Raw genomic sequence first — 24769 nt, 5'->3', positions numbered from 1 at the left:
TTTTAAAGACGCTCTTGCATTCGCCAACGCTAACAATAGGGAAGGGGGGTAGAGGGGTTAGGTTTCGAGAGTTTTGATGTTAATAACGATACTTTTCAAACATCCTTTAAGCTCAACTTTATCCAAAATTAAGAACTTGGTTCTTTTTATCCGGCAAAAACTTTTTCCATGTCACTGATTATCGCTGAAATCGAAAAAGTAAAACTACCGTCCCACAAAGGTTTCAGCCTCAGCTTGAGCGTTGTCAAAAAATCGATAAAGTCGAGCTTAGAGACTTGTAGCAAATAATTTGCATTTAATAGTACAAGAGTTTCCCCAGGCCTTTGCTCAGATATCTTGAAGGTGGGGATCAACTAAGCAATTCAAAACTCACTCATTCAAAATTCAAAGTCAAGGGATACAATCGTTACAAGTATCCTAACTATTAACTGTATGCAAATTAAATGCACTACAGTTTATTACTTGAATTTTGATCAAGATTTAATGAATATTTCTTAAATATTTAGTAATAATTATCAATAGAGAATGATTGTTGCAAATCACTCCAAATATTTGTTATATTCTCAACTAACAGGCTTTGTTGAGAAATATTAGTATGACTGTCTACACGACTACTTCACTTAAGGCAGAATTGAACGACCGAGGTTGGCGTTTAACTCCCCAGCGCGAAACAATTTTACACATTTTTCAAGAACTTCCGCAAGGTGAACATCTGAGTGCGGAGGATCTTTATCATCGGCTAGAAACTGATGGTGAAGGGATCAGTCTGTCAACTATTTATCGGACTTTGAAGTTGATGGCAAGGATGGGAATTTTACGGGAACTAGAACTGGGCGAGGGACATAAGCATTATGAGATCAACCAGCCCTATCCCCATCACCACCATCACCTAATCTGTGTCCGGTGCAACTCAACTATTGAGTTTAAAAACGACTCAATTTTAAAAATTGGGGCGAAAACCGCTCAAAAAGAAGGTTTTCACCTGCTTGACTGTCAAATGACCATCCATGCAGTGTGTCCTAAGTGCCAACGGGCACTGATGCCGCTTTAGCTACTTAGGTGGATAACAAGACGAAACTACTCAAATTAACCAAATAAGTGGAATTTTGAGCAGTTCGTAATTTGGTATTACTGGAGGCAAGCAACCAGTTGAGGACTGATACTAACAACGCCAAAGCGGATGCTAAAAGCGTCCGCTCTTAACATCCTTGAGACTGATGCCATAGAACTCTTGGGCTTGTTTAATCGCTTTTTTGGTGTCATCTGCCATCACACCGTTCAGCTTGCCTTTATAAAAACCCCGCTCCCGTAGTCGCGTTTGGATTTCCAGGGTATTAAACTCGCTTTTGCTAGCAGTATTAACTGAGCTATATAACTTAGATCGGGTAGTTGGCCCAGCAACGCCACTTGCTGCCAAGTGATTAGCTGTCTGAAATCTCTTTACAGCATTTGCAGTGTAGGGGCCATAATAGCCATTTGGCTCTCCCTCTAAATATCCTGCCTGGATCAATTGTTCTTGAACAATTCTAACTGGCTCACCGCGATCGCCTACACGGAGTTTATCTCGATTGACTACCTTTGTAGGAGCCTCTTCTCCATCACCAATGCCAATTCCCGGCAATTTACGTAATGTTGCTGGGCCAACAATCCCATCAACGCTTAATTTGTAAGAGTCTTGGAAGCGCTGGACAGCTTCTTCGGTAATTGGACCAAATATCCCTGTGGCGTTTCCGTAATAAAAGCCTGCAATTCTTAAGCGTTCTTGCAAAACCCTGACATCTTCACCTTCATCCCCCTTGGCAAGGTAATTGGGATTACGACGCTGGCTAGTTGCTGAACTAGTTGAACTATTATTAGTGCTGGGCTTTTTGGCTAGTGTAATCGTAGAACTGGATTTTTTGGCTTGCCAGTTTTCTAATTTTTGGAGGGTACTTCCTCCAACAATGCCGTCCACTGGTAAACCAGCGGCCTTTTGGAAGCGCCGCACAGATTCTTCTGTGGATACGTCATATACTTTAGTAACTGGAGCTTGATAAAAGCCTGCTCGTTTCAACTGTTGTTGTATATTTCTGACAGAAGGGCCTTGATCGCCTCTTTCCAGTGCCATGACGCTGCTGAGAGCGCCAAGAATGGACAAAGACAGAGCAAGGGGCAACATATACTTCCAAGCCCTACCAGAAAGCCGTTTCCAATCTGGTGCAGCTGCTTTGTTAAACAAAGAGCTGAGGAAGACCAATTCACTGGGTGTGCTGTCTTCATAGGCGAAAGCTAAGTGCAAATACGCAAGATTCTCCATATTTATTTCCTACACCATTGATTTTTCTTCGATCAGTGCTTCAGCTTGATGTACTAGGTTCCTCAAAGCTTCTAATGTTCCTATATTTACATTTTCCCACAAATTGCGCTTGTGTGCTTCTAATAATCTTTCAGCAATATCACGTAGTGCATAAGGGTTCTTTTGCTGAATAAATTCCGAGACAACTGGATCGAGCAAGTAAGCTTGTACTATGCCTTGATACATATAATCTTCTACACATTTAGCTGTTGCATCGTAGGCAAATAGATAATCCACAGTCGCTGCCATTTCAAAAGCACCTTTGTAACCGTGGCGCATGACTCCCGCAATCCACTTGGGATTAACTACGCGAGAACGATACACCCGTGCGATTTCTTCTTTCAGTTGGCGAACGCGTGGTTGGGCGGGTATGGAATTATCACCAAAATAAGTTTGGGGATTTTTTCCCTGTAGAGAACGCACTGCCGCTGTTAAGCCACCCTGAAATTGGTAATAATCATCAGAATCGAGTAGGTCGTGTTCACGGTTGTCTTGATTGTGCAGCACAACTTGCATTTGCCCCAAGCGTTGCTTGAAGGCTTCGGGATTAGGTATTGGGGATTCGGGATTGGAGATTTTATCCTCTTCTGCTCCCCCTGCTCCCCTGCTTCCCTGCTCCTCTGCTCCGCTTCCTGAAGAGTAGGCGTAAGAACTCCAGTTGATGTAGGCGCGAGCTAAATCTTGGTCATCTGTCCAGTTTTGCGATTCGATTAAACCTTGGAGTCCGGCGCCGTAAGCACCTGGACGAGAACCAAAGATGCGATAGCGCGATCGTACCACTGCTGCTTCTAAAGTTAATCCTTGTTTTGTCCACAAATCAGTTTCTTGGCGAACTGCATCCGCGAGGGGATTTTGTTCTGGCGGTTCATCTAAGTCTGCAACTGCTGACACTGCTTGAGCGAATAAATCAATTAAGTTGGGAAAAGCATCCCGGAAGAATCCGGAAATTCGCAAGGTGACATCTACCCGGGGACGCCCCAAAATCGCCAAGGGCAAAATTTCAAAATCCACTACTCGCCGCGCTGCACCATCCCACACAGGTTGGACTCCAAGTAAAGCCAACGCTTCGGCAATATCATCACCCCCAGTCCTCATGGTGGCAGTTCCCCACATTGATAAGCCTAGTGTTTTGGGATATTCACCATGTTCTTGAGTGTAATATTCAACCAGGGTTTCAGCGGCTTTCCTACCGATATCCCAAGCTGTTTCTGTGGGAATGGCGCGAATATCCACAGAATAAAAGTTTCTCCCAGTTGGTAGAACTTCTGGGCGACCGCGCGTGGGTGCGCCGGCTGGGGCACTTGGGACGTAACCGCCATCAAGTCCGTGTAATAAGTGGGTAATTTCTTGGTGGGTTTGTTGTAAAGCCGGAAGTAGGCGATCGCGTATCCAGGTAGAGACGCGATTCATCGCGTCTGTGCTGGGGGAGGAGACGCGATTCATCGCGTCTGTGCTGGGGGAGGAGACGCGATTCATCGCGTCTGTACAAGAGTCCTGATTTATTAGTTTTTCTACTAGAAGGGCAGCGTGTTCTTCTAGGACTTCGACGATATCACCAAGGGTACGGCATTCTGTGCCATTGACTATTGAGTATTCACCACTAGTCATTGACAAATCTGCTGTGAGGGGATCGAAGTCTAGACCCCAATTTTGGGCTATGGCACGGGTAATACCTGAAGAATAGCGATTGGGTATACGAGCGATCGCTACTATTAAATCTCGTAGCTGGCGTCCTTCGGGACATTGCCCAAAAATGTGCAACCCATCGCGGATTTGGGCTTCTTTCAATTCACAAAGATAGCCACCGATAGAATTCAAAATTAAGGATGACGCTCGCGGACTCGCTAACGCTGCGCTAACAGAATTAAAAATTTCTGTTTCATTTTGGATTCCTAAATCTAGATGGAGATTTTCTTTGATCACCAGTTCGCGGATGCGATCGCGAATCACTGGCAAACGAGAAGGATCTAAACTTTCCGCTTCATAATATTCATCAATTAAATTTTCTAACTGTTGCAAAGAACCGTAGAGTTCCGCACGAGTCATCGGCGGCGTTAGATGATCTATAATCACCGCTTGAGCGCGACGTTTGGCTTGGGAACCTTCACCAGGGTCATTCACAATAAACGGGTACAGGTGGGGAAGTGCGCCGAAAGCTACTTCTGGATAACAATTACTGGATAAAGCCACACTTTTACCGGGTAGCCATTCTAGATTTCCGTGTTTGCCCACATGAACCACAGCATCAGCACCAAAACATTCTCTAACCCAATAATAGAAAGCTAAATAAGCATGGGTTGGTTCTAAATCCGGCGCATGATAATTCAAACTGGGGTCATTATCATAACCCCTTGCTGGCTGAATTCCCACGAAAACGTTGCCGAGTTGAATTCCGGGAACGGGGAAAGAGGCAGAGGGGCAGGGGGGCACAGGGGCAGAGGGGAAGAATTCTTGATTGCTCCCCTGCTCTCCCATTTCCCAACGCTCACTAATACCCTGCTGCACTGCTAGCGGTAAAGAAGCGAAATACTTTTGATACTCTTCCCAAGAGACACTTTGGTGTACCGGAAGCCATTCTCGACCTTCCGGATCATTTGTTACACCATCTGTCAGCCGTTGAATCAACTCATCTCCTTGAGCAGGTGAATTTTCTACTTCATACCCAGCCAGATGTAGAGCTTGTAGGATTTCTACACAACTAGCTGGGGTGTCCAGTCCCACACCATTAGCGAGGCGTCCATTCCGGTTGGGGTAGTTTGCCAGAATTAGGGCAATTCGCCGTTCTTGGGGTGGTTTGTCACGCAGACGCGCCCAATTTGCTGCTAGTTTAGCAACGAACTCGATGCGATCGCTCACTGGTTCATAAATTACCACATCTGTCTCTAGATGGGGATTACGAGTTTGCACTTCTTTAAAAGACACAGCACGAGTAATAATCCGCCCATCTACTTCTGGTAGGGCTACATTCATCCCAATATCGCGGGGAGAAAGCCCTTGAAACTGTGACTCCCACTGCTCAATTGACCCGCCACTGAGGATTACCTGCAACACAGGCACATCTAATTTTTGCCACAGGTCGATTTGGGGTGTTTCGGTTTCCAAGCGTGCTAGAGAAAAACTGGTGGTATTTAGCAGCACAGCTATTGATTCGGCTTCTTTGGGTTGGAAAAATTCACTCAACTCAGCCTGAACATCTGGTTCACGCAACGAGGAAACAAACACTGGCACTGGTTGTAAATTTTTCTGTACCAAGGCTTTGCATAAAGCATCGATTACCTTAGTATTTCCCGCTAAATAATGGGCACGGTAGAAAAGAATGCCGACTTTGGGGATAGGGCATTGGAAGCTTTGATGTTCTAAGGTGGATTCATCCAGTTCTGAGGTGGATGAACGAGTATCAAAGGTGGATTCATCCAGTTCCGAGGTGGATGAACGAGTATCAAAGGTGGATTCATCCAATTCTGAGGTGGATGAACGAGTATCAAAGGTGGATTCATCCAGTTCCGAGGTGGATGAACGAGTATCAAAGGTGGATTCATCCAGTTCTGAGGTGGATGAACGAGTATCAAAGGTGGATTCATCCAGTTCCGAGGTGGATGAACGAGTATCAAAGGTGGATTCATCCAGTTCCGAGGTGGATGAACGAGTATCAAAGGTGGATTCATCCAGTTCCGAGGTGGATGAATCAAGTTCTAACACTCCCCTGCTCTCATGCTCCCCTGCTCTCATGCTCCCCTGCTCCCCTGCTCCCTGCTCCCTGCTCCCTGCTCCCCACTCCCCATTACTTACTTCCCATTCATACAATCCCACACGCGGAATTGGCCGGGGTAGTGGGGGATTGTATGCAGTTAACAGGCAAGTGTCAGAGATAAATTGGAGAGCATTAACGAAATTTTCTACGCCGCCTTCGCTAAAATACTGCCATACCTGGTTAACAACACCCAAAGGCACGGTAGACAGGGAGATTAAATCGGGATCAAAAGCGTCATCCCCTGGCATTACAATCAGGGTTTTACCATTACGTTGTACAATTTCCTGCACTACTTCTAAGCCATAATCCCAGTAGGAACGTCCTCCTAACAGACGCAAAATAATTACTTGGGCAAGTTCTAAAACTTGCTCTCCATAAGTATCTACACTTAATTGTTGCTGCAACTGTAACAGGTTGGCGACTCTTAATGCCGGAAAGCTTGCAGGTAATTTCAAAACCGCAGCTGCTAAAGTTTGAATGTCGGTATCAGCGGCTGTAATCAACACCAAAGGCGCTGGAGTTTGTTCTAGAAAAATTAAACCCTCTGACTGATTCCATCCACCTGATGTGCTACTTATCCGATGCATAATGCTGTATTACCGTTTTAAACTGTTGGTTAGTACACAATCAAAACAAACTTTGGTAGTAGTGCATAGTATTGTTCAATACGGAAGCTATGCACTGTCCTAAATGCAACTCGAACAATATAGTCAAAAATGGACGCATTCACTACGAAAAACAACGGTTCAAATGTCAAAATTGTGGATGACAATTTGTCGAAAGTCCAACGCAACAACAGGAGAAATTGTTGGAGTATATATTGGCGATCGCTAAGCGTCAATCGGCAAAACAGTTATGGCAATCTCTGCCACCAGTCTACCGCAAAGCCAAAGACGCTCCGCCTCCGCTCAATTCAATATTTACGTTTTTTATGGTAAAGGCTATTTAGTTTAGTGAATCAGCTTTGGTCTACAAGGCGCAATGTCTAAAGGCAGGCTATTCGACGTCGCCTTTTTACCTACCACTGTGTGAAATAGGTCTCAAGATAGTGTGTACTTTACCACAAAAGAACTTAAGCTTGGTGTATAAGTTTGGGGAAATAGTGATGAATAAGGAAACAGTTCCTAGTCAAGCAGAAAAGTCGAATCCAGAAGGCGATCCATCGCAATTAAGTCCAGAGGTACTAGACAAAATCAAACACCCTGCGAGAATAGACGATGTTATCCGGGAGCAATCACCACAAGAACGTAGGAGTAACCCAGCTTTAGTACCGGAAACGATTGATGAACCAAATGATGAATTGAACGGATTCACCCAAGAGTAATCGAAAGGCTCAGATTCCCGACTTTTATAAAAAAAATTGGGAATCTTATTATTCATGAATCATTAAAAAATCCAGGAATATGATTTCAGAAAGTAAATTGAGTACGTTGTTCTATGTGTTCATCGGGTGTTCAACTATAGGTAAATCCATTACAGGATAAAGCTAACTAATTTTTATCCACTTCACTAATCACAGATCAGCGAATATAGCGTTCATCTATAGCAGTCCTAAATGATTTATGAAAATTCACGGTGTCTAGATCCCCGACTTCTCATAGAAGTCGGGGATCTAACTTTTTACGAATGATTTAGGATTGCTATATGACTCGAAATAAATTCAGGAATTACGCAAAATTATAAAATAACATAGACGCATTTAGGGAGCGTCTCGTAAAGCCTGCGGCATAGCTTCTCTTCGAGACGCTGCGCGAACGCTTAGGGCGCAGCCTCTCCAAGAATTGAGAACTGCCTTGCCGGAAAGTTCTTGCGTAAGGGCTAATATTGTGAAACGATAGCTTGTAACTTGCTGATACAGCTGCGATTAGTCTGTCTCTAGGCTGACTCCAGAAAAAAGTACTGGTAACGATAACGATAATGAAGCACTCTCCAAATTCAGAAAATAATCAGAAACCATCTAACCGTCGTTTATGGCTCCTCATCTTAGGACGTACCAGTTTGGCTATGGGTGGAGTTTTACTGGTTGGAATTGGAGTTGGTGCTTGGTGGGCAAGAAGCTATATATATAAAGATTTAGCACCATTAGTGGAGCAAAATCTTCAGCAATTGCTTGGGCGTCCAGTAAAAGTAGGGAATGTTGAACGTTTTTCACTCTCTAGTCTAAGATTTAGCTCTCTTTCGATACCAGCAACTCCCAATGATCAAGATCAGGTCGTAGCAAAAGCTTTGGAGGTGCAGTTCTCGCCGTTGCAACTTCTCCTCACCCGAAAACTGGGATTAAATGTGATATTAGTTCAGCCCAATGTATACATTCAACAGGATCAGGATGGTCGTTGGGTTACAGCGCAAGTTAAGGCTGGGGAGGGACAAGGCTTCATCCAAACTGAGTTGCAGACACTTCAAATTCAAGATGGTGATGTAGAGTTGATGCCATTCGCCGCACCAACTAAACCGAAAGGCTCAGTAATATTAGATCAAGTTGGTGGTGTTGCCCGATTTTCAGATCGAAATCAAAGGATCGGTTATGACATCAACGCTCAACTCACTAGGGGAGGCGCTGTTAAAATTGTTGGCGAAACACAAGTAAAAGCTCAACAAACTAACCTCAAGCTGCAAGCACAAAATTTACAAGTATCAGAGGTCAGTCGATTAATTCAATTGCCAATTGCCTTGCAAGCAGGGCGTTTAGATGCTGACTTAGGGGTTCAGATTCCACCCAAACTGTCAGAAATAGCGATTACAGGAACAGCTACAGCTAATCAAATCACTGCTAAAATTCAAAATATTCCTCAGCAGGTTTCTAATTTTAATGGGAGATTTCTATTTCAAGGTCAGACAGTTGCTTTAGAGAATCTGAATACGAACTTTGGCAAAGTTCCCATTCAGGCAAATGGAACAATTAATAGCCAAACAGGTTTTAATGTCTCTGCTCAGATAAAACCAGTTAGTGCAAAAAATATCTTAGACACATTGAAAGTGAATTCGTCAGTCCCAGCTACTGGCGAAATTCAAGCAAATATTCAGGTACTAGGCGCACTTGAGCAACCAGTCCTTAGCGGTACAGTAAGTAATACAAAACCTATTCAAGTTGACCGTGTTCAAATTCAAGCCGTCAATACTGACTTCCGCTTGAATGTATCTAAAACTGCATCTCAACTTGCCGTTTCCAATCTGAAAATAGTCCCCGCAGCTGGTGGTGAAATCACAGGCGGTGGTCAAGCTCAACTGGGAGTTAAAAATGAGGCAAGATTTAATGCTCAAGTTGATGGTGTATCAGGGGATATACTAGCACGCGGTTATGGCGTTACTCTACCGATCGCAGTTGGAAATGTTTCAGCAAAAGCACAAATTTCTAGTTCACTTGGCAAGCCCTTGAAACTTGATATTACTAGTGTTAAAGTGACGCCGCCAACAGGGGGGCAAATTACAGCCAGTGGTCAAATTCAACTGGCTCCCCGAGGTCAAGTAAATATAGGTATTCAAGCTCAAGGTTTACCAGGAAATGCGATCGCTCAAGGTTACGGTATTTCAACTCCAATTAATATTGGTGGTATATCTGCAAACGCCAAAATTTCTGGTTCTCTGGGCACACCATTAAACGTCAATGTTGTTCGCGTTCAAGCAAATCCAGAGGTGGGAGGGCAAGTCACAGCCAACGGTCAACTTCAGCTTGCACCCAAAGGCAGGGTGGCGTTGAATGTACAAGCAAAAAATTTACCAGGGGATGCGATCGCTAAAGCATACAACTCCTCATCCTCCATCACCATTGGGAATGTATCGGCAAATAGCAGGATTTCCGGCTCACTTGGCAACCTGCAAGCAGTAACGCTAGTGCAAGCGCCCACAGCCACCTATCCCATTAGAGGTGAAGCTGTTGTTACTCAACAAGGGCAGAATATCCTCTTGCCAAATGCTGTGTTGAACGTGGCAGGCGGTGTAATCAGGGCTAGGGGTCAAGTTGTACAACAACGCTGGCAGGCTTTTGTGAATACCCAACAACTGCAATTGAGCCGTTTTGGAGAGATACCACCCCAGTTCCAGGGAGTTTTAAGCAATGTCGCCTTGAATTTGTCAGGAAGCACTGCTTCTTTCCAACCCTCAACCATTCAAGCCACAGGACAGGCAAGGCTGAATGTAGCAGGAGGTACGGTTAATCTCAGGAATGTTAGCTTTAATCGTGGTCGCTGGCAAGTGCTTGCTAACACTTCCCAAATTCAACTCAACCGTTTCTCACCACAATTGGGAGGACGGCTCAATAGTAATATCCAATTCGCAGGCACAGCAAAATCTTTCCAGCTTGCAGATATTCGAGCCGCCGGACAAATCCGGGTTTCCCAAGGGTTAGCACTGCTAGCACAACCGCTGACAGCGCAAGTGCAGTGGAATGGACAGCAGATTATCGTTGAAAACGCAACTACCTCAGGATTGAGTGCTAATGGGGCGATCGCTGTTCAAACTCCACCAACTGGCGCACCCGAAATTACGGGATTTAATTTGAATGTACTGGCGCAGAATTTCAACCTCAAAAATACTGGCTTTAAAGTTCCTGGTGACGTGGCGGTAGCAGGGCTACTTGATTTTAAGGGAAAAGTCATAGGTACTCCAGATGTTCCGCAAGCTAATGGCAATATCCGACTGCGGAATTTCCAGGTCAGTAACTTGGCGTTTGACCCAGTTTTAACTGGAAATGTGAATTTTCAAGGGGGACAGGGAGCAAGTCTGCAACTAGCTGGAAAGCAAGATAGGATTGCGCTTAACCTGGGTGCAGATTATCGCCCAACTTCATTTTTAGTCCAACGGGATGGGGCAGTTACCACAGGTAGAACCGAGGGAGATAACTTACTCATCAACGCCCAACAGTTTCCCATAGCTCTTGTTAGCGGCTTTTTACCTAACAATCAATTGAAACCACTTGCGGGGCAATTATCGGGAAATTTAGTTGTCAATCTGAATAATTATGCAGTTGCGGGAGATGTTGCGATCGCAAGGCCTCGCGTTGCTAGAGTCGCAGCAGATGAATTTCGCGGCACCATCAATTATGCTGATGGTACTGCTAGCTTGGCTAATGGTCAGTTGCGGATTGCAGATAGCAATATCGCCCTGAGTGGAAATGTGCAAACAGGGAATGACCCGCAATTTCAAGTTCAAGCTAATTTAGACCAAACCAGAATTGAGAAACTCTTACAAGCGTTTAATATCTTTGACTTTAAAGACTTTGGTACCGGGTTACAGCCTCCGAAGTTGGCTGGAGCAGAGGTACTTAATACTGAGCCTGTCAGTTTGCCCAATGCAGATTTGAAAACACAATTAGCATATTTCTCGAATATTGCAACATCGGTAGCAAAACAACAGCAGGTAGAAAGAAAAAAAGCCGCATCTTTATCTTTGCCCACCCTTGCAGAATTAACGGGTGCTTTGAGTGGAGGAATTACAGCTAATGGCTCGTTGAAGTCTGGGTTAAATGTCGGCTTTAATTTTCAAGGTGCTAATTGGCAATGGGGTGAATACTCGATTAATCAAGTCGTTGCTCAAGGTACTTTTGCTGATGGGATCGTCACACTTTCGCCGTTGAGTGTTGGAATCAATCAAGGACTGGTGGCTTTTTCGGGACAGTTAGGAACTGAGCAACTATCTGGAAAGTTGAATGTAGCAAGTCTACCTCTATCACTTTTAGAGCCTTTTATCGCAAAATACCCCATAGATATCACTGGTAATGTAAATGCTGATGCCACCTTGGGAGGTAGTTTAAAAGACCCCAGAGTTCAAGGACAAGTGGCGCTGGCGAATGCAACTCTCAACAAGCAACCTGTGCAAACAGGACAAGTGAACTTTGACTACAACAAAGCTCGCTTGAATTTTGACAGTACCTTGCTAGTCACAGGAACGCAGCCACTTGCAATTACAGGTAGTGTACCTGCTCCATTACCTTCTGCCGCAGTGCAGCCAGATAGCAATCAAATTAGCATCAACGCTAATCTGCAAAATGAAGGATTGGCACTGTTAAACGTGTTTACCAACAATCAAGTCGCTTGGGTAGACGGTCAAGGAAAAGTAGATTTAAACGTTCAGGGTACTTTAAAGGAACCAATTATCAACGGAAATGCCACACTTAATAATGCAACTTTTCGCACTCAAGCCTTATCTGATCCCCTAACAAATGTCACAGGGATAGCGCGATTTAATGGTAATACGGTGAGTGTTGAAGGTATCCAAGGCACGTACAATAAAGGGCAAGTAACAGCATCAGGCATCCTGCCAATTTTTGATCCGCAGCAAGCCGCAGCGAATCCCCTAACAGTATCAATAGCAGACAAACTCAATTTTAAGCTTGCAGGACTGTATGAAGGCGGTGTTGGCGGCGATGTCGTAATTCGCGGAACAGCCCTAAAACCTGTAATTGGTGGAGAGATTAAACTGAGTAATGGTCAGGTGATTATTGGAAACTCGGCTGCTGCGAAGAAAAAATTAGCAGCGACAGCAGAGGCTAACGCTAACGTCATAAATAGAGAAGAGGTTAATGCTAACGTCACACCTACACCAGAGAATAGCACTAACCCAGTAACTACTACACCAGAGAATAGCTCTAACCCAGTGATTACAGCAAAGAGTAGCACTAGCGCAGTCACTCCACCCAATTTACCTATAGAGTTTGCAGATTTAAAGTTGACTTTAGACAAAGGTATTCGTGTTACCACTCAGTCTTTACTGAGCTTTGTACCAGGAGGAGCGGCATTGAGTCAGCCCCTATTGAGGTTTGACGCCAAAGGCGACTTGACTATTAATGGTACATTAGCCAAGCCGCTTCCTGAAGGAGTCATTCGTTTGACAGGAGGACGACTGAGCGTATTTTCCACTCAGTTCACCTTGGCGCGTGGCTATGAACAAACTGCGAGCTTTACTCCTAGTCTTGGACTTGACCCTACTCTTGATGTTCGACTTACCGCAATTGTACCGGAAGCATCAACAAGGAACAGTCAAACTTTGGAATCACCATTGTCTTCTGAAGTCAGCGATATTTCTGCAAACAATTTTGGGACTTTAAATACCGTTACCGTTCAAGCCAGCGTAAACGGGCCAGCTAGTGAATTGAGCGAGAATCTAGAACTGACGAGTGAACCTAGCCGTAGTAAGGGAGAAATAGTTGCTCTGCTGGGTGGCTCGATTCTGGGTTCTTTCGGTCAAACAAATGCAGGACAAGGGCTGACTGGTTTCGCTAGTTCGACCATTTTAGGTGGTTTACAAGGAACTATCACTGCGATCGGACAGGCTATTGGTTTCAGTGAGTTTCGGGTATTTCCTACCCCTACTACTAATACTAATAAAGCAGCGAACGGTTCAGTTCTTAATTTATCAGCAGAAGGTGTGTTTGACATCAATAAAAACGCATCTGTTTCTTTATCACATGCTCTTTCTAACAATGATGAGTCTTTCCGTTACAATGTGCTCTATCGACTCAATGACGAAATTTTGATGCGAGGCTCAACTAATTTGGGGGATGAAAATCAATTCCAAGTTGAGTATGAAAGCCGATTTTAGATTACAGCTATTTTCAGGTAGATAAAGCAGATTTTTTTATCTGACGCACAGAGAAGTTTGAGCAGCGGCTTTAGTCGATCTCAACGCGTAGCGCAAACCTGGAGACTTCCGTTCCCTGCGGTTAGCGACGCATAATTAATTTCTAGAGAAATGGTATTGTCAATCGATGCAATGGCATTGTCAATCGATGCAATCGCATTGTCAGCCGATGCAATCGCATTGTCAGCCGATGCAATCGCATTGTCAATCGATGCAATGGCATTGTCAGCCGATGCAATCGCATTGTCAGCCGATGCATTAACAATAATTGAATAAAAATGCTCCAATCCAGAATTCAGAATTACAAATTGTTATAGTGTTGCATGAAGCGAAAATTTCAACGATATTTCTGGCGTTGTGCCCTAATAGTGTTTCTAACATTAACTGTATGTGAATGGAATATACAATCAGCACAAGCATTGCTGCGTCAACACCATGATTCTCCTGGTGTCTTACGCTACCATTCACAAATATCTATCAAAGATGAAAAAGGATACGCTTGGCAAGTGCTGCTGTTCAAACAGAATTACAACAGTCCACTCAAAGACTTACGGTTACGCTTGGTTGCTTTTCCGGGTGTCATTGAAATTGCTCACCCCCAACCATTGTTGATTGAGACAGCAGCCGGAAAATTGCTGAGTGCATCGGATGCATACGCTCTAATTGCACCTGTCCCTAATGTCGGTGAATATAACTTAACTGATATCTTACGGAAATTGCCAACAACTGATGCGCTCAAACTCTATGTGCCAGTCTCTAGTGGACAGCAATTGGTTCTCAACATATCCAACACTGTAGTCACTGAGTGGCAATGGCTAGTTACAGACATTGATTGATTTTATGCACCAATAGTAAAGTTTAATATAAAAGCATTCAACATAAGAATAACCTAATGGTGATGTGGGGCACGATCGCTGCCTTCGGAGCCAGAAATCCCAGTCTTCATATGCTTATAGCCTCCCACATCACACGCAGCACTTGTAATGTTAGTCTTGAGACTCCTCAGAGATAGATTCTGACTCGGTTTCAAGTTCTTCTGTTTTGACTTTCGGGGCTGGAGGTTTAACGGGTTTTGGACCACGCGCTAGAGCAGGATTACCCTGCTGCCTATTTTCATTCCCAGAGGATGCTTTTTTTCCTGTATCAGACGAGCGATTACGGCTTGGTTTCGAGCTTTTGGGGTTGGATTCAATAGGAGGTATAGAATCCGAATTTTCGGTATTGTTGTCAGTACTTTTTTGAGACTGACGTTCCGATTTCTTGATTGGGCGTTCTACCATTGTTGATTTTTGTAAATTTATCTGTATAGTATATCAGTTCGGTTACTATCAAACTGTCAAGTAGCATTTTTTAAAGATTTTATTGTTAGAATTACTAAATAGCTATCTTTATTGATTTGACAACAAAGTAGCCACCCGACTTGATCAATTACCTTAAAAAGCATTCAAAATCAATTAAGCAATTAACTCACTAAATGTTGAAATAGGTGCGTTATCAATAACCTAACGCACCCGACAACTATTCAACAAAATTAGGTCGTGCCTTCCCCGTTGATTTCAACTTTTGCTCTAAAACAGCCCAATTTTCCTGCTCAATTAAGTTAGTCAACTCATCGAGATTGTGACGATATTGTTGCAGCGATCGCAGCAATGCTTGACGATTATACCGTGCCATCATTACACCCAACTCTGGATTCCCACCACCCACACGACTGGTATCCCGAAAACCTGAACTAGCAAATTTTTGGGCTAATTGCAAAACATCAGGGTCAGTTTCACTCAAACAAGCAGCAATCAACGAGGAACTGACCATTACAGGTAAATGGGAAATCCAACTAACAGCTCGGTCATGTTGCTCTGGTTGACAATAGTGGATATTCGCTCCAAGCGATCGCACAATTTCTTCCACCACCGTAATTGCACTAGTTGGTGTTGTAGTTATTGGTGTTAATACATAAGGTTTATCAACAAATAAATACCGCTGTGCAGCTTCTATTCCACTGTCTGTTTTTCCCGCCATTGGGTGACCGCCGATAAAATTATTCCAAAGGGGAGAAATCGCCTTGACTATCTGTGCTTTCGCCGAACCCACATCAGTCACGACGGTAGCGCTAGACAAATGAGCGCTCAACTGTTCTAATTGGGGCACAATAAGCGCTAAGGGTGTACAAATAAATACAACCTCTGCAGCTGCTAACAGGCTCAGATCAACTGATGCTTGATCAACAGTGCCGAGGGCAACTGCCTTTTGACACGTGGCTTCACGGCGACTAACTCCTAAGATATGATGTCCTTGCGATCGCAAATCAAAACCCAAAGATCCGCCTATCAGTCCCAGTCCTAAAATCCCAATATTCATTTTTGATTTTGACATTCCGTTTTTTATGATACCAACTATTAAAGTTGGCATCCAAGGGGTAGCATCGATGACTATAGAGGAATTACTGGAACAATACGCAGCAGGAGTCTTAAACTTTAGTGGTGTTGACCTCGCAGAAGCGAACCTGAGTGGGGCCAAACTCAGTGGTGTGAATCTTAGCGATGCTAATTTGAGTATAGTCAACCTGAGTGGCGCGAATCTGAGTGAAGCTAACTTGAGCAATGCCAAGCTGAATGTAGCCAGACTGAGTGGTGCGAATCTATCTAACGCCATCTTGAACAACGCTAGTTTTAACGTCGCTAATTTAATTCGAGCGGATCTGGGTCGCGCTCAACTTAGAGGAGCCTCGTTGATCCGCGCCGAGTTAATTCGTGCTGACCTGAGTCGCGCTGACCTGCTGGAGGCTGATCTTACCAGTGCCGATCTGCGAGAGGCCACACTCCGCCAAGCGAATCTCCGTCACGCTAATTTGAGTGAGGCCCTCTTGAAAGGCGCTTCCTTGACCGGAGCCAACTTGGAAATGGCTAACTTAAACGCCACTGACCTGAGTCGTTCTGACATTAGCGGTGCAAATTTGCGAGATGCCGAACTCAGACAAGCGAATCTCAGCCATGCTAACCTGAGCGGGGCAGATTTGAGCGGGGCGAATCTCCGGTGGGCAGATTTGAGTGGCGCAAAATTGAGCGGGGCTACTTTAATTGGCGCAGATTTAAGCAATGCCAATTTAACGAATACAATTTTAATCTACGCCAATTTAACTCAGGCAAAATTAATTAAGGCGGAATGGATCGGTGCTGACTTAACAGGAGCAACTTTAACTGGGGCAAAGCTTTATGCCACCTCTAGGTTTGGTTTAAAAACCGAAGGCATGATTTGTGAATGGGTTGATCTTAGCCCCAGAGGCGATCGCTCCATTATCCAAAACTTTCATTCCGAAGACTCACGAGATTTTTTTAACGAAACACCGCCAACAATCCGGATTATTGTTGATGCAGCCCTAGAATACGAAGCCAATTTTGCTCTTGCTGGCGCTTACTACCAAATTGCTCAGGAATACCGTGAGCTGAAACAACCCCCAAGCGTGGAAAATGGGCGTCGCCGAACTGTTTTCACATTTCATGTAGATAGCGACGAAGCATTATTTGCCACTGCTTACATTGTGATTCTTCCCTTTCTAGATGCAGCATCTACCCAAAAAAATATTTTGAGTATGGTGGAAATGATTAACAGTGAAGTTGTTGCGAACCAATATTTAAAATCGCTAAAATCTCCCCATCTGGTGAAACAATTAAATCTTCTTGTAGAGCAAGCGATGAGTCAGGCTACAACAATTAAACAGATGAAAAAAAATATCGAAGTAGCTGCAAAGTTAAATTTTTGTAAAGCCTCAACCCAAATAATTTTAACGAATTCTAGCGCCCACACTTTGATTGTCCATGACCATCCCAACTTTGGGAAAAGATTTATTAATCGCTCTGCTCTCAATGCTTCAGCTTATGATGATATATCTAATGAATCAATAAAATATGATATATTGCCTCCGTTAAATATGGTTATAGATTTTGTCCAAGGATTTCACTATATTAGTCATTAATCATGGGGCATTGGGGAGCCAGTGCGTTGCGGAGGTTCCCAGCGTTGTACCCCTACGGGGATCTTGCTAGCAAGAGCGTCTCACGCCACTTGACGCCAGTCCGCTCAAGTCGAAAGACCATGCACGGCAGTTCCTCCTGGGGGAAACCCCCTTGGCGCTAGCCTGCTGTAGGATGCCCGTTCGCCGCAAGGCGTCCCGTTAGGGAAGGGCTGTAGGAACAAGCAACTGGCGTCATTGGGCAAATGAGAAATAAGAAAAAACAAAATTTTGGAGGACAAAAATGCGCGATACCTTTAATAAAATGATCGGTCGAACTCGCTATGTAGTCTTTCGCCTATTTCTGCACTTAGGGGGAGGTGAGGTAGCACCAATTTTAGGAGTATTAAATAGTGCTGGACGAGATGCGATCGATGTTGATGGCGATTTAGAAGTTTTGGGAGAAGGATTGGTAGAAATTAGCCAAACCCTGCTGCAATACGATGAGTATTGGCTTTCTGCTGCCAACGAAGGTGACGTATTTTGGAATGAAGGCGAGGCAGGAGATTACGTGAATGAATTATTTACTGACTCTGCCGAAAGATATCTCAGTGAACCAGATTACAGTCCTAACTCTGGATTGAATGAACCTTTATCTATATCTGTAACGCGCAATGTCATTGTGATGATTACAGTAGCTTATGAAGGAGAAGTACCAGAATTAGAAACTGATCTTTCTAACGTTCAGGCACTTAAGGAAGGATTGAAAGCATTGATAAATTTGCATTATAAACATAGATTGAAGGCAATCCAAGTGCATTTCTCGCCAGCACAGTTAGGTGATGAACTCACTAGCGATCAACTGTTGCAATATTACCCAGAATTGATTCCTTTGTAATCTGTTGGGTAGTCCGTACTTACTGCTCACATCAATAAATTGTTAAGCTCAGAGATAGGACAATAATCCAATGATCATGACTATAGTACGTAAATTTACTGCCGTTTTTTTAGCTCTGAGTTTGTGTATGACAACTGTCGCTTGTGGTGGGGGAAACCAAACTACTTCTCCGACTAAGAACGTTAGCCAAACTTCTACTAACACAAAGCTGAGTGACGGTGAGTATCAAATACAACAAGCTACTTATGACGATGCAAGTGGTGAGTACAGCCTGTTTTTACTTAATAATAATCCCCCAACCTTTGCAACCGAAAATTTGCAAATGGCACGGTTAACTGATGATGAAATCAAGCAGGGCAAAAAAACTTATCTAAAGGTAGAAAAAGGACAACCGATTTTATATCTGACGGAAGACTTTAAAATTGAGTACGTCCATAACGTTACCGAGAATAAAACCAATCCCCAAACAGGACAACAAGAGACGGTTGTAGTCCGTCGAGAAAATAGCTTCTGGGCACCGTTTGCCGGGTCTGTGGCTGGTAGCTTGGCGGGTCAGGCAATTGGTAGTATGTTGTTTAGACCCCAGTATTATGTACCCCCTGTCTATCAATCAGGACAAGGATTAAGTGGCTTCGGTGGATATGGCACAAGCTATGGACAAGCAGTTCAACACTACCAAACTCGCTACAATGCTCCACCCGCAGCCGTGACAAATCGCACTGCGTTCCGCAATACAGGGACAATTAGAAGGTCATATCCTGGAAATTCAACTATACGCAATACACCGCGTAGCACTACAGGTAATAACCGTCCTTCGGGTTCTGGTTTTGGTGGTAGTACGTTGCGACCCTCTGGTAACTCCAGCACTATCAGACGCAATTCTGGCAGTGGTTTTGGTAGTGGGCGTAGTACAGCACCCCGCCGTTCAAGTGGTTTTGGCAGCAGACGCCGTTAATAAAATTTTGTTGCTGGTCAATGAAGAATTCTTGAGCGGGGGAGGTTTCAAGGTGGGGAGAAACTAAAGCTAATTAACGGGCTGAATGCTTTTTGTTAGTAGGCTGTTGGGAGATGTCGTCATAGAAATATTTGACGATATCTCTCCAAAAAGAACTAGGAAAAAGCTACCAGCATTCGATTAGCAATTTTTTCAGTAAATATAGTCAACCCTCAGTAAATTCAACAAACTATAACCCTAGCATTACCCAGATATCCCCCCGCAGTTGTTTAATCCGTTTCAAATCCTTTTATATAATTTAAAAGATTTCAGAATCCGACACCTCATTACACACCAGCCCTACAATCGCTATCACACGCGGATGTAGGGTTTTTTATCTGCTTGTGACGGATTGGATATTAGACCTCTTGCATAAGTCGAATAGACCCCCCTTTATCCCCCCTTATAAAGGGGGGAAACTTGAAATCTTGCCCCCTCCCCAACACATCGGGGAGGGTTGGGGAGGGGTGATTCAAGGATTTTTGCAAGAGGTCTATTTTGCTTGGTATGATCCGAGCATATAGCAAAAGTCCCATTAATCCAAGCGTATTGAATTAAGCCCCTCTTTAAAGGGCTTGGGGGGATCTTCCGGGACAAAGTATCACAAACAGAAAGTGTATTACTTTATATCTATGCAATTGGCAACAATTAATTATGAATTATTCGGTCAAATAATATGAAATACTAAATACAAATATTGCTAAAATAACAGGAATCATTTTATTAAAGTCTATTTGCTTTTTTTGAACTATTTCTAAACAAGATATCGGAATCATCAGAGGCCAGAAGATAGTTGTGACCAAAAACATCACAACTGATAAAAATTTATCTTCTGGAGTAGAAGCAGGATGACGTAGGGAAAATATTAACCAATTACTTAAAAAATAGCATGTCATAAACAGGTAACCAATAGTTAAAGTCAGTTGTATCTGATTCACCGTGAGTACTCCTGAAGTTATATGAGCTTCACCAAACATCATCCGTACAAAGTTATAACATATTTGGTTTTCTCCCTTGCCCTGCTAAATTCCAATGTCTTTATCTACCAACTTTGTGCCATTTATGTCAAACTTATCTTACTGTTTATAGAGTCTAGTTAACCCTCTTTGGAGAAACTTTTGAAATTTTGGATGATGAATATTTAATTACATTATCCAAAATTTCAAATTTGGTTAGCTATGAGAGTAATAATTAAGCAGTCTTAAAAAATCGAATAATTTCACGGACATGATCGAGAAATTGTCCGTCAGTGGAAAGTTGCGCGATCGCATTTCTTGCTTCTCTCCCCAAACGCTCATGTTCTGTTTGATTTGTCGCTCGCAATTCCTCTAAATTAGCAGCAATCCGGGCTAAATCTCTGCGAGTTTCTTCGGCGAAGCGCTGTTGAGTTGCTGGTAATGAATAAGATTGTTCTGGGTTAAGTTGCTCCTCGAATGACTGGATTTTTTGTTCCAATATAGAGAAGCGATCGCGCAGTTCAAAAATATCTTCGCGCGGATACTTCCATTCTTGGCGAATCATCGCTAACCGTGCATATAAATACTCGTAAGCTCGAATAGCTGGACGCAGAATTGTTAATAACAAAGCTGCACCAGAACTGATATATCCCACCGTACTAATACCAGTGGCAGCAAGAGTATAAAGACCAACAGCTGAGAATAAGTGTAAAGCAATGGCAACCCAGAGCGATCGCTTTGCCAACACTGTGACATATTTTACTTGTTTCTCATCGACTGGAATTCCTTTCTCCTTGGATTGTGCTGCTTCTGCTAAGACTTCTTTGGCTTGAAAATGCACATTCCACGGTACGGTAACAATTACCAACAGCCACCAAAAACTTGCACCACCAATCACCCAATCAAGAAAGTTACCAGTAGGGATGTGCAACCATTGCAGTAAGCCAAAAGCCGTTAGCACCACAACCACAATTCCAGCAATGGAACTGATAAAAAAGTTAATATACATCTTGCCCTGTCTTTGGTGAAACTATTACCTCGATCATGACTGTACCCTAGCAGTTATACGTAAATCATTGTGATGGTTTTTCTATTTGCACACACCAGCTTTTTAATGAGATAGCTACGCCAATTAGGTTGAGTATCTTTGCTACCCTTTTGTGGAAAGTACCAACAGACATGATTGTGATGGTTTTTATAGTTGCACATATATAAATAAAATGAATCACTGTTTAGAAACAAAGAAGGGAGAAATAATGAAATACTGCTTTGTAGAGTTTCAAGTAGATGATTCCACAAGATTCAATGCTCTTTGTGAAGTTTTCAACGAAATTAAAAAAGATAAAGACAATAATTATTGGCGTAATGAAGAAGATTGGCTAATTTTTTTGATCACAAAGCACTATCACATTTTTGGTGGCCTAGTGAAGAGGAAGAGACTGAACATTTGCGTCGCTGGTTTGCAACACCTGTGGAACAAAGGTGGACAGATCCTAGCCTTGAAACTCCTTGGGGCTTTGAGTCTATGTTTGATGCTTTTCAAAATGGTGAATATCAATTAGTTGCTTGTAGCATGGTTTCTGCCGACAGAGCTAGACTGGAGTTTGAACCCTTTAGCTATCCTTATGGCGGAACTGGTGCAATACAGGCGTTAGTTGAATCCTTCGATTTTGTAATTCTTGCAGAAGATGACGGTACAGGATACACAAAATTTAACCTGTAGTTTGGGAAAACAGTGAGGCAATTCAAACCTTTCCCCGTCCCTATTGGATGAGATAACTGCGCCAAGTTGATTGAGTACTTTTACTACCTTTTTCTGGAATTAGCGATCGCCAAGTTTTACCTTCTTGCTGAATTTGCAGGTAAACCTCAAAGGGTTGTTGTTGTTGGGTCAAGCGTCGTTTTGGTAACTTAATAATCAAGTCATAGGTTCCCCGAACGCGGAAAGCTGGTAAATTTTCAATCGTCAGGGGTTGTTCCTGGGTAATTGATAGCCGCTTGATTTCAAATCCTTGAAAATCTAGATCCAACTGTTGGCTAAGTTTTTGTTGAGTTTGTTCTAGTCCAAGTGCGATCGCTTTTTGCACTAACTCGCTAGTCGGTAGCAGTCCAATACTGCCACAAGCTGTCACTAGCACCAGCAATATTGCTGTCAAAACTAACCGCACTATGTTATTCACTGCTTGATCTGCTATTTTCTTCCTTATCAGTTTAACCGGACGTGTAAAAACTAGTAAAGACACGGTATAACCGTGCCTTAATTCGCAAAAAGTATTATTTTGACAAGTTTTTGCTTTACAGTACTATTAAGACTGGCGTAAAATTGCAGATAATGAACTATCTTTACGAAGATCCATCAAGTCTGCCAAAGATTCTGTACGCGTATCCAAGTGGTGCTTGTGTTCTGCTGGCAGAACCGTCACCAGGTGTTTTGGTTTAGGTTGCATCTGCATAACGGGCATCAGTCGTGGCTGTGGCACAAAAATTGGCTGGTTTTTGGGAAGGCGTGGTTCCAATCTTTGGTAATGGCTTTGTGCCAAGCGTGCCTGATGGCGGTTAATCTGTTTTTGAACTTTTTGCGGTTGTGCTTTCCGGTTGAGCATTCGGAAAATGAGCAAGCAACCACTACCACAACTGAGGGCGATCGCAGCCACCATCCATAAAGGTGTAGGATTACTATTCTCAGAGGGCGCATTGATTGGTTGTTCAACTATAACTGGGATTTTTTCTGGTTCTTCTTGTGCTACCTGTCCAGCATTACCTAAGCTATACAGGGCAAAGCCACCACCTCCGATAAACATGGCTAAAAACCCAGTAAACAATAGCCAAGGATGATGTGCAACCAGATATATCAGAACATTCGAGCTTTGTTTTAGTCTCGATTTCCTTTTTGTCAGCTCTGGAGTAGCCCCTCTTCGTTGGGTTCGCTCGCGCTGTACACTCTGACTTTTTTCCATGATTACTTTCAGATTTGTACCCCTCTAGTCAATAAATTGTACTGGAGGAGTCAAGCATCAGGTATCCGTAACAAAATTTTAGATTCAAGTAGCTTTTTTGTAAAACATACGCTACCAAATCCGGCTAACTTTTGCCAAAATTCTGTATTTCTTATGACTTTTTGCCGTAATAATCTGAAATCAGTTTGCTTATTTTCTCCCTCAGCTAGGAGAATGCCTAGCGATCGCAAGTTGAATTAACCGATCAACTAATTCTGGAAAGGAGACTCCACTATGGGCCCAGAGTTGGGGATACATACTCGTTGCAGTGAAGCCTGGCAAGGTGTTGATTTCGTTAATCAAAACTTCTTGTGTCGCTTCCACATAGAAAAAATCTACCCTTGCTAACCCCGCAGCGTCAACAGCGGCAAAAGCTTGCAAAGCCATATCCTGGATTTGACGAGCGATCGCATCTGGAATCTGTGCAGGTATCAGTAAATATGCTCTACCTTCAGTATATTTAGTTTCATAATCATAAAAATCGCTGTCATATGTAATCTCTCCAATGACAGAGGCTTGGGGTTGATCATTACCTAAAACGGCACACTCGACTTCTCTCGCGACGACACCAGCTTCCACAACCAGCCTTCGGTCATAACTAGCAGCATTATCTAAGGCGGCTTCTAATTCTTGGCGCGATCGCACTTTGGCGATACCCACTGATGAACCTAAATTAGCAGGCTTGACAAAAGCGGGATAACCTAATGCTGCCTCAATTTCATCACACAATTTCGGAAATACGCAAGGATTAGACCAAACCTGCGTTCTAGTTATCGCCTTGTATTTTACCTGTGCTAGTCCCGCTTGCTCAAAGGCCATTTTCATGGCAATTTTATCCATCCCCATTGCCGAACCTAACACCCCAGAACCAACAAAGGGGACTTGCATCAAGGTGAGTAACCCTTGAATTGTCCCGTCTTCACCGTTGGGGCCGTGGAGAATAGGAAACCAAACATCTACTTGGGCAACTTGAGAGGGAGATTGCCACTTGTTGAGGGTTTGGGCTTGAGGGTTAGATGTCAAATGTCCAACAGATGTTGATTCTTCAGATTCCAGTAGCGGACTGCCGGTTGCTAAAACCTTTTGGGGTGTTTCTCCTGCTAGCCAACGTCCATCTTTTTGGATGTAAAAAGGCAGTATTTCGTACTTATTAGCATTTTGCTCTGCACTCAAAGCATTAGCGATCGCCCGTGCTGATTTGATCGAAACTTCATGTTCTCCCGAACGACCGCCAAATAGTAACCCCACGCGCAGCTTAGTCATTTTCGGTTCCTCGACACTCCTCAAGCAGATAGCGTATCACAACCTACAAAAG

18 protein-coding genes are annotated in these 24769 nt (G+C 43.4%); 10 read left to right on the top strand and 8 right to left on the bottom strand.

What is annotated here, in order from left to right; translation table 11 throughout:
- Positions 1 to 595: 595 nt before the first annotated feature.
- Positions 596 to 1051, top strand: a complete 456-nt coding sequence (locus tag V7K40_RS02955; protein ID WP_104906331.1) for a transcriptional repressor — start codon at positions 596 to 598, stop codon at positions 1049 to 1051.
- A gap of 132 nt (positions 1052 to 1183) precedes the next feature.
- Here V7K40_RS02955 and V7K40_RS02950 read toward each other — a convergent pair whose 3' ends face one another.
- A complete protein-coding gene (locus V7K40_RS02950; RefSeq protein ID WP_334956558.1) occupies positions 1184 to 2296 on the bottom strand; it encodes a peptidoglycan-binding protein in 1113 nt (370 codons plus the stop codon).
- A 9-nt stretch (positions 2297 to 2305) separates the two neighbouring features.
- Positions 2306 to 6673 (bottom strand): cobaltochelatase subunit CobN, encoded by a 4368-nt coding sequence (gene cobN / locus V7K40_RS02945; protein ID WP_334956556.1) that lies wholly within the window; start codon positions 6671 to 6673, stop codon positions 2306 to 2308.
- Positions 6674 to 6776: 103 nt separating this feature from the next.
- Between cobN and V7K40_RS02940 the strand changes: the two genes are divergently transcribed.
- From V7K40_RS02940 to V7K40_RS02920, 5 genes are all read left to right on the top strand, one after another.
- Positions 6777 to 6920, top strand: a complete 144-nt coding sequence (locus V7K40_RS02940) for a hypothetical protein (protein ID WP_334956554.1) — start codon at positions 6777 to 6779, stop codon at positions 6918 to 6920.
- 271 nt (positions 6921 to 7191) lie between these two features.
- On the top strand, positions 7192 to 7410 hold the full coding sequence (locus tag V7K40_RS02935; protein ID WP_334956553.1) for a hypothetical protein: 219 nt from the start codon (positions 7192 to 7194) through the stop codon (positions 7408 to 7410).
- 593 nt (positions 7411 to 8003) lie between these two features.
- On the top strand, positions 8004 to 13622 hold the full coding sequence (locus tag V7K40_RS02930) for a translocation/assembly module TamB domain-containing protein (RefSeq protein ID WP_334956551.1): 5619 nt from the start codon (positions 8004 to 8006) through the stop codon (positions 13620 to 13622).
- 150 nt (positions 13623 to 13772) lie between these two features.
- Positions 13773 to 13937 carry a hypothetical protein gene (locus V7K40_RS02925; RefSeq protein WP_334956549.1) on the top strand — a complete coding sequence of 55 codons (165 nt, stop codon included), beginning with the start codon at positions 13773 to 13775 and terminating at the stop codon, positions 13935 to 13937.
- A 47-nt stretch (positions 13938 to 13984) separates the two neighbouring features.
- Positions 13985 to 14497, top strand: a complete 513-nt coding sequence (locus tag V7K40_RS02920) for a DUF3122 domain-containing protein (protein WP_334956547.1) — start codon at positions 13985 to 13987, stop codon at positions 14495 to 14497.
- A gap of 150 nt (positions 14498 to 14647) precedes the next feature.
- On the opposite strand, the gene V7K40_RS02915 is transcribed toward V7K40_RS02920, so the two are convergent.
- Complete coding sequence (locus tag V7K40_RS02915) at positions 14648 to 14941, bottom strand: hypothetical protein (protein WP_334956545.1); 294 nt, start codon at positions 14939 to 14941, stop codon at positions 14648 to 14650.
- Between the two features lie 238 nt (positions 14942 to 15179).
- Complete coding sequence (locus V7K40_RS02910; protein WP_334956672.1) at positions 15180 to 16019, bottom strand: prephenate/arogenate dehydrogenase; 840 nt, start codon at positions 16017 to 16019, stop codon at positions 15180 to 15182.
- A gap of 67 nt (positions 16020 to 16086) precedes the next feature.
- Here V7K40_RS02910 and V7K40_RS02905 point away from each other — a divergent pair, with 67 nt between their 5' ends.
- The 3 genes from V7K40_RS02905 to V7K40_RS02895 all read left to right on the top strand — a co-directional run bounded on the left by V7K40_RS02905 (position 16087) and on the right by V7K40_RS02895 (position 19463).
- Positions 16087 to 17634, top strand: a complete 1548-nt coding sequence (locus V7K40_RS02905) for a pentapeptide repeat-containing protein (RefSeq protein ID WP_334956670.1) — start codon at positions 16087 to 16089, stop codon at positions 17632 to 17634.
- Positions 17635 to 17914: 280 nt separating this feature from the next.
- Complete coding sequence (locus tag V7K40_RS02900; RefSeq protein ID WP_334956543.1) at positions 17915 to 18508, top strand: DUF1517 domain-containing protein; 594 nt, start codon at positions 17915 to 17917, stop codon at positions 18506 to 18508.
- Between the two features lie 70 nt (positions 18509 to 18578).
- Positions 18579 to 19463, top strand: a complete 885-nt coding sequence (locus V7K40_RS02895) for a hypothetical protein (RefSeq protein ID WP_334956541.1) — start codon at positions 18579 to 18581, stop codon at positions 19461 to 19463.
- 1230 nt (positions 19464 to 20693) lie between these two features.
- Here the strand turns inward: V7K40_RS02895 and V7K40_RS02890 are convergent.
- On the bottom strand, positions 20694 to 21467 hold the full coding sequence (locus V7K40_RS02890; RefSeq protein WP_334956538.1) for a hypothetical protein: 774 nt from the start codon (positions 21465 to 21467) through the stop codon (positions 20694 to 20696).
- Between the two features lie 366 nt (positions 21468 to 21833).
- Here V7K40_RS02890 and V7K40_RS02885 point away from each other — a divergent pair, with 366 nt between their 5' ends.
- Positions 21834 to 22181: a hypothetical protein gene (locus V7K40_RS02885; RefSeq protein WP_334956537.1), complete on the top strand. Its 348-nt coding sequence runs from the start codon at positions 21834 to 21836 to the stop codon at positions 22179 to 22181.
- A gap of 40 nt (positions 22182 to 22221) precedes the next feature.
- On the opposite strand, the gene V7K40_RS02880 is transcribed toward V7K40_RS02885, so the two are convergent.
- The 3 genes from V7K40_RS02880 to V7K40_RS02870 all read right to left on the bottom strand — a co-directional run bounded on the left by V7K40_RS02880 (position 22222) and on the right by V7K40_RS02870 (position 24717).
- Positions 22222 to 22629, bottom strand: coding sequence for a hypothetical protein (locus V7K40_RS02880; protein ID WP_334956668.1), 408 nt, complete (start codon positions 22627 to 22629; stop codon positions 22222 to 22224).
- Positions 22630 to 22764: 135 nt separating this feature from the next.
- Positions 22765 to 23415, bottom strand: a complete 651-nt coding sequence (locus tag V7K40_RS02875; RefSeq protein WP_334956535.1) for a hypothetical protein — start codon at positions 23413 to 23415, stop codon at positions 22765 to 22767.
- A 201-nt stretch (positions 23416 to 23616) separates the two neighbouring features.
- On the bottom strand, positions 23617 to 24717 hold the full coding sequence (locus tag V7K40_RS02870; protein WP_334956533.1) for a D-alanine--D-alanine ligase family protein: 1101 nt from the start codon (positions 24715 to 24717) through the stop codon (positions 23617 to 23619).
- Positions 24718 to 24769 lie beyond the last annotated feature (52 nt).

This window comes from Nostoc sp., assembly GCF_036917195.1.
Taxonomy (GTDB): Bacteria; Cyanobacteriota; Cyanobacteriia; order Cyanobacteriales; family Nostocaceae; genus Nostoc.
This window is presented reverse-complemented; position numbering and strand designations above follow the sequence as displayed.

What these genes read in the sequence shown, in the direction of transcription:
- V7K40_RS02910 (WP_334956672.1), bottom strand. Translation starts at nt 16,019, where the DNA reads ATGAATATTGGGATTTTAGGACTGGGACTGATAGGCGGATCTTTGGGT.
- V7K40_RS02920 (WP_334956547.1), top strand. Translation starts at nt 13,985, where the DNA reads ATGAAGCGAAAATTTCAACGATATTTCTGGCGTTGTGCCCTAATAGTG.
- V7K40_RS02955 (WP_104906331.1), top strand. Translation starts at nt 596, where the DNA reads ATGACTGTCTACACGACTACTTCACTTAAGGCAGAATTGAACGACCGA.
- V7K40_RS02870 (WP_334956533.1), bottom strand. Translation starts at nt 24,717, where the DNA reads ATGACTAAGCTGCGCGTGGGGTTACTATTTGGCGGTCGTTCGGGAGAA.
- V7K40_RS02915 (WP_334956545.1), bottom strand. Translation starts at nt 14,941, where the DNA reads ATGGTAGAACGCCCAATCAAGAAATCGGAACGTCAGTCTCAAAAAAGT.
- V7K40_RS02900 (WP_334956543.1), top strand. Translation starts at nt 17,915, where the DNA reads ATGCGCGATACCTTTAATAAAATGATCGGTCGAACTCGCTATGTAGTC.
- V7K40_RS02940 (WP_334956554.1), top strand. Translation starts at nt 6,777, where the DNA reads ATGCAACTCGAACAATATAGTCAAAAATGGACGCATTCACTACGAAAA.
- V7K40_RS02895 (WP_334956541.1), top strand. Translation starts at nt 18,579, where the DNA reads ATGATCATGACTATAGTACGTAAATTTACTGCCGTTTTTTTAGCTCTG.
- V7K40_RS02875 (WP_334956535.1), bottom strand. Translation starts at nt 23,415, where the DNA reads ATGGAAAAAAGTCAGAGTGTACAGCGCGAGCGAACCCAACGAAGAGGG.
- V7K40_RS02925 (WP_334956549.1), top strand. Translation starts at nt 13,773, where the DNA reads ATGGTATTGTCAATCGATGCAATGGCATTGTCAATCGATGCAATCGCA.
- V7K40_RS02935 (WP_334956553.1), top strand. Translation starts at nt 7,192, where the DNA reads ATGAATAAGGAAACAGTTCCTAGTCAAGCAGAAAAGTCGAATCCAGAA.
- V7K40_RS02905 (WP_334956670.1), top strand. Translation starts at nt 16,087, where the DNA reads ATGACTATAGAGGAATTACTGGAACAATACGCAGCAGGAGTCTTAAAC.
- cobN (WP_334956556.1), bottom strand. Translation starts at nt 6,673, where the DNA reads ATGCATCGGATAAGTAGCACATCAGGTGGATGGAATCAGTCAGAGGGT.
- V7K40_RS02930 (WP_334956551.1), top strand. Translation starts at nt 8,004, where the DNA reads ATGAAGCACTCTCCAAATTCAGAAAATAATCAGAAACCATCTAACCGT.
- V7K40_RS02950 (WP_334956558.1), bottom strand. Translation starts at nt 2,296, where the DNA reads ATGGAGAATCTTGCGTATTTGCACTTAGCTTTCGCCTATGAAGACAGC.
- V7K40_RS02890 (WP_334956538.1), bottom strand. Translation starts at nt 21,467, where the DNA reads ATGTATATTAACTTTTTTATCAGTTCCATTGCTGGAATTGTGGTTGTG.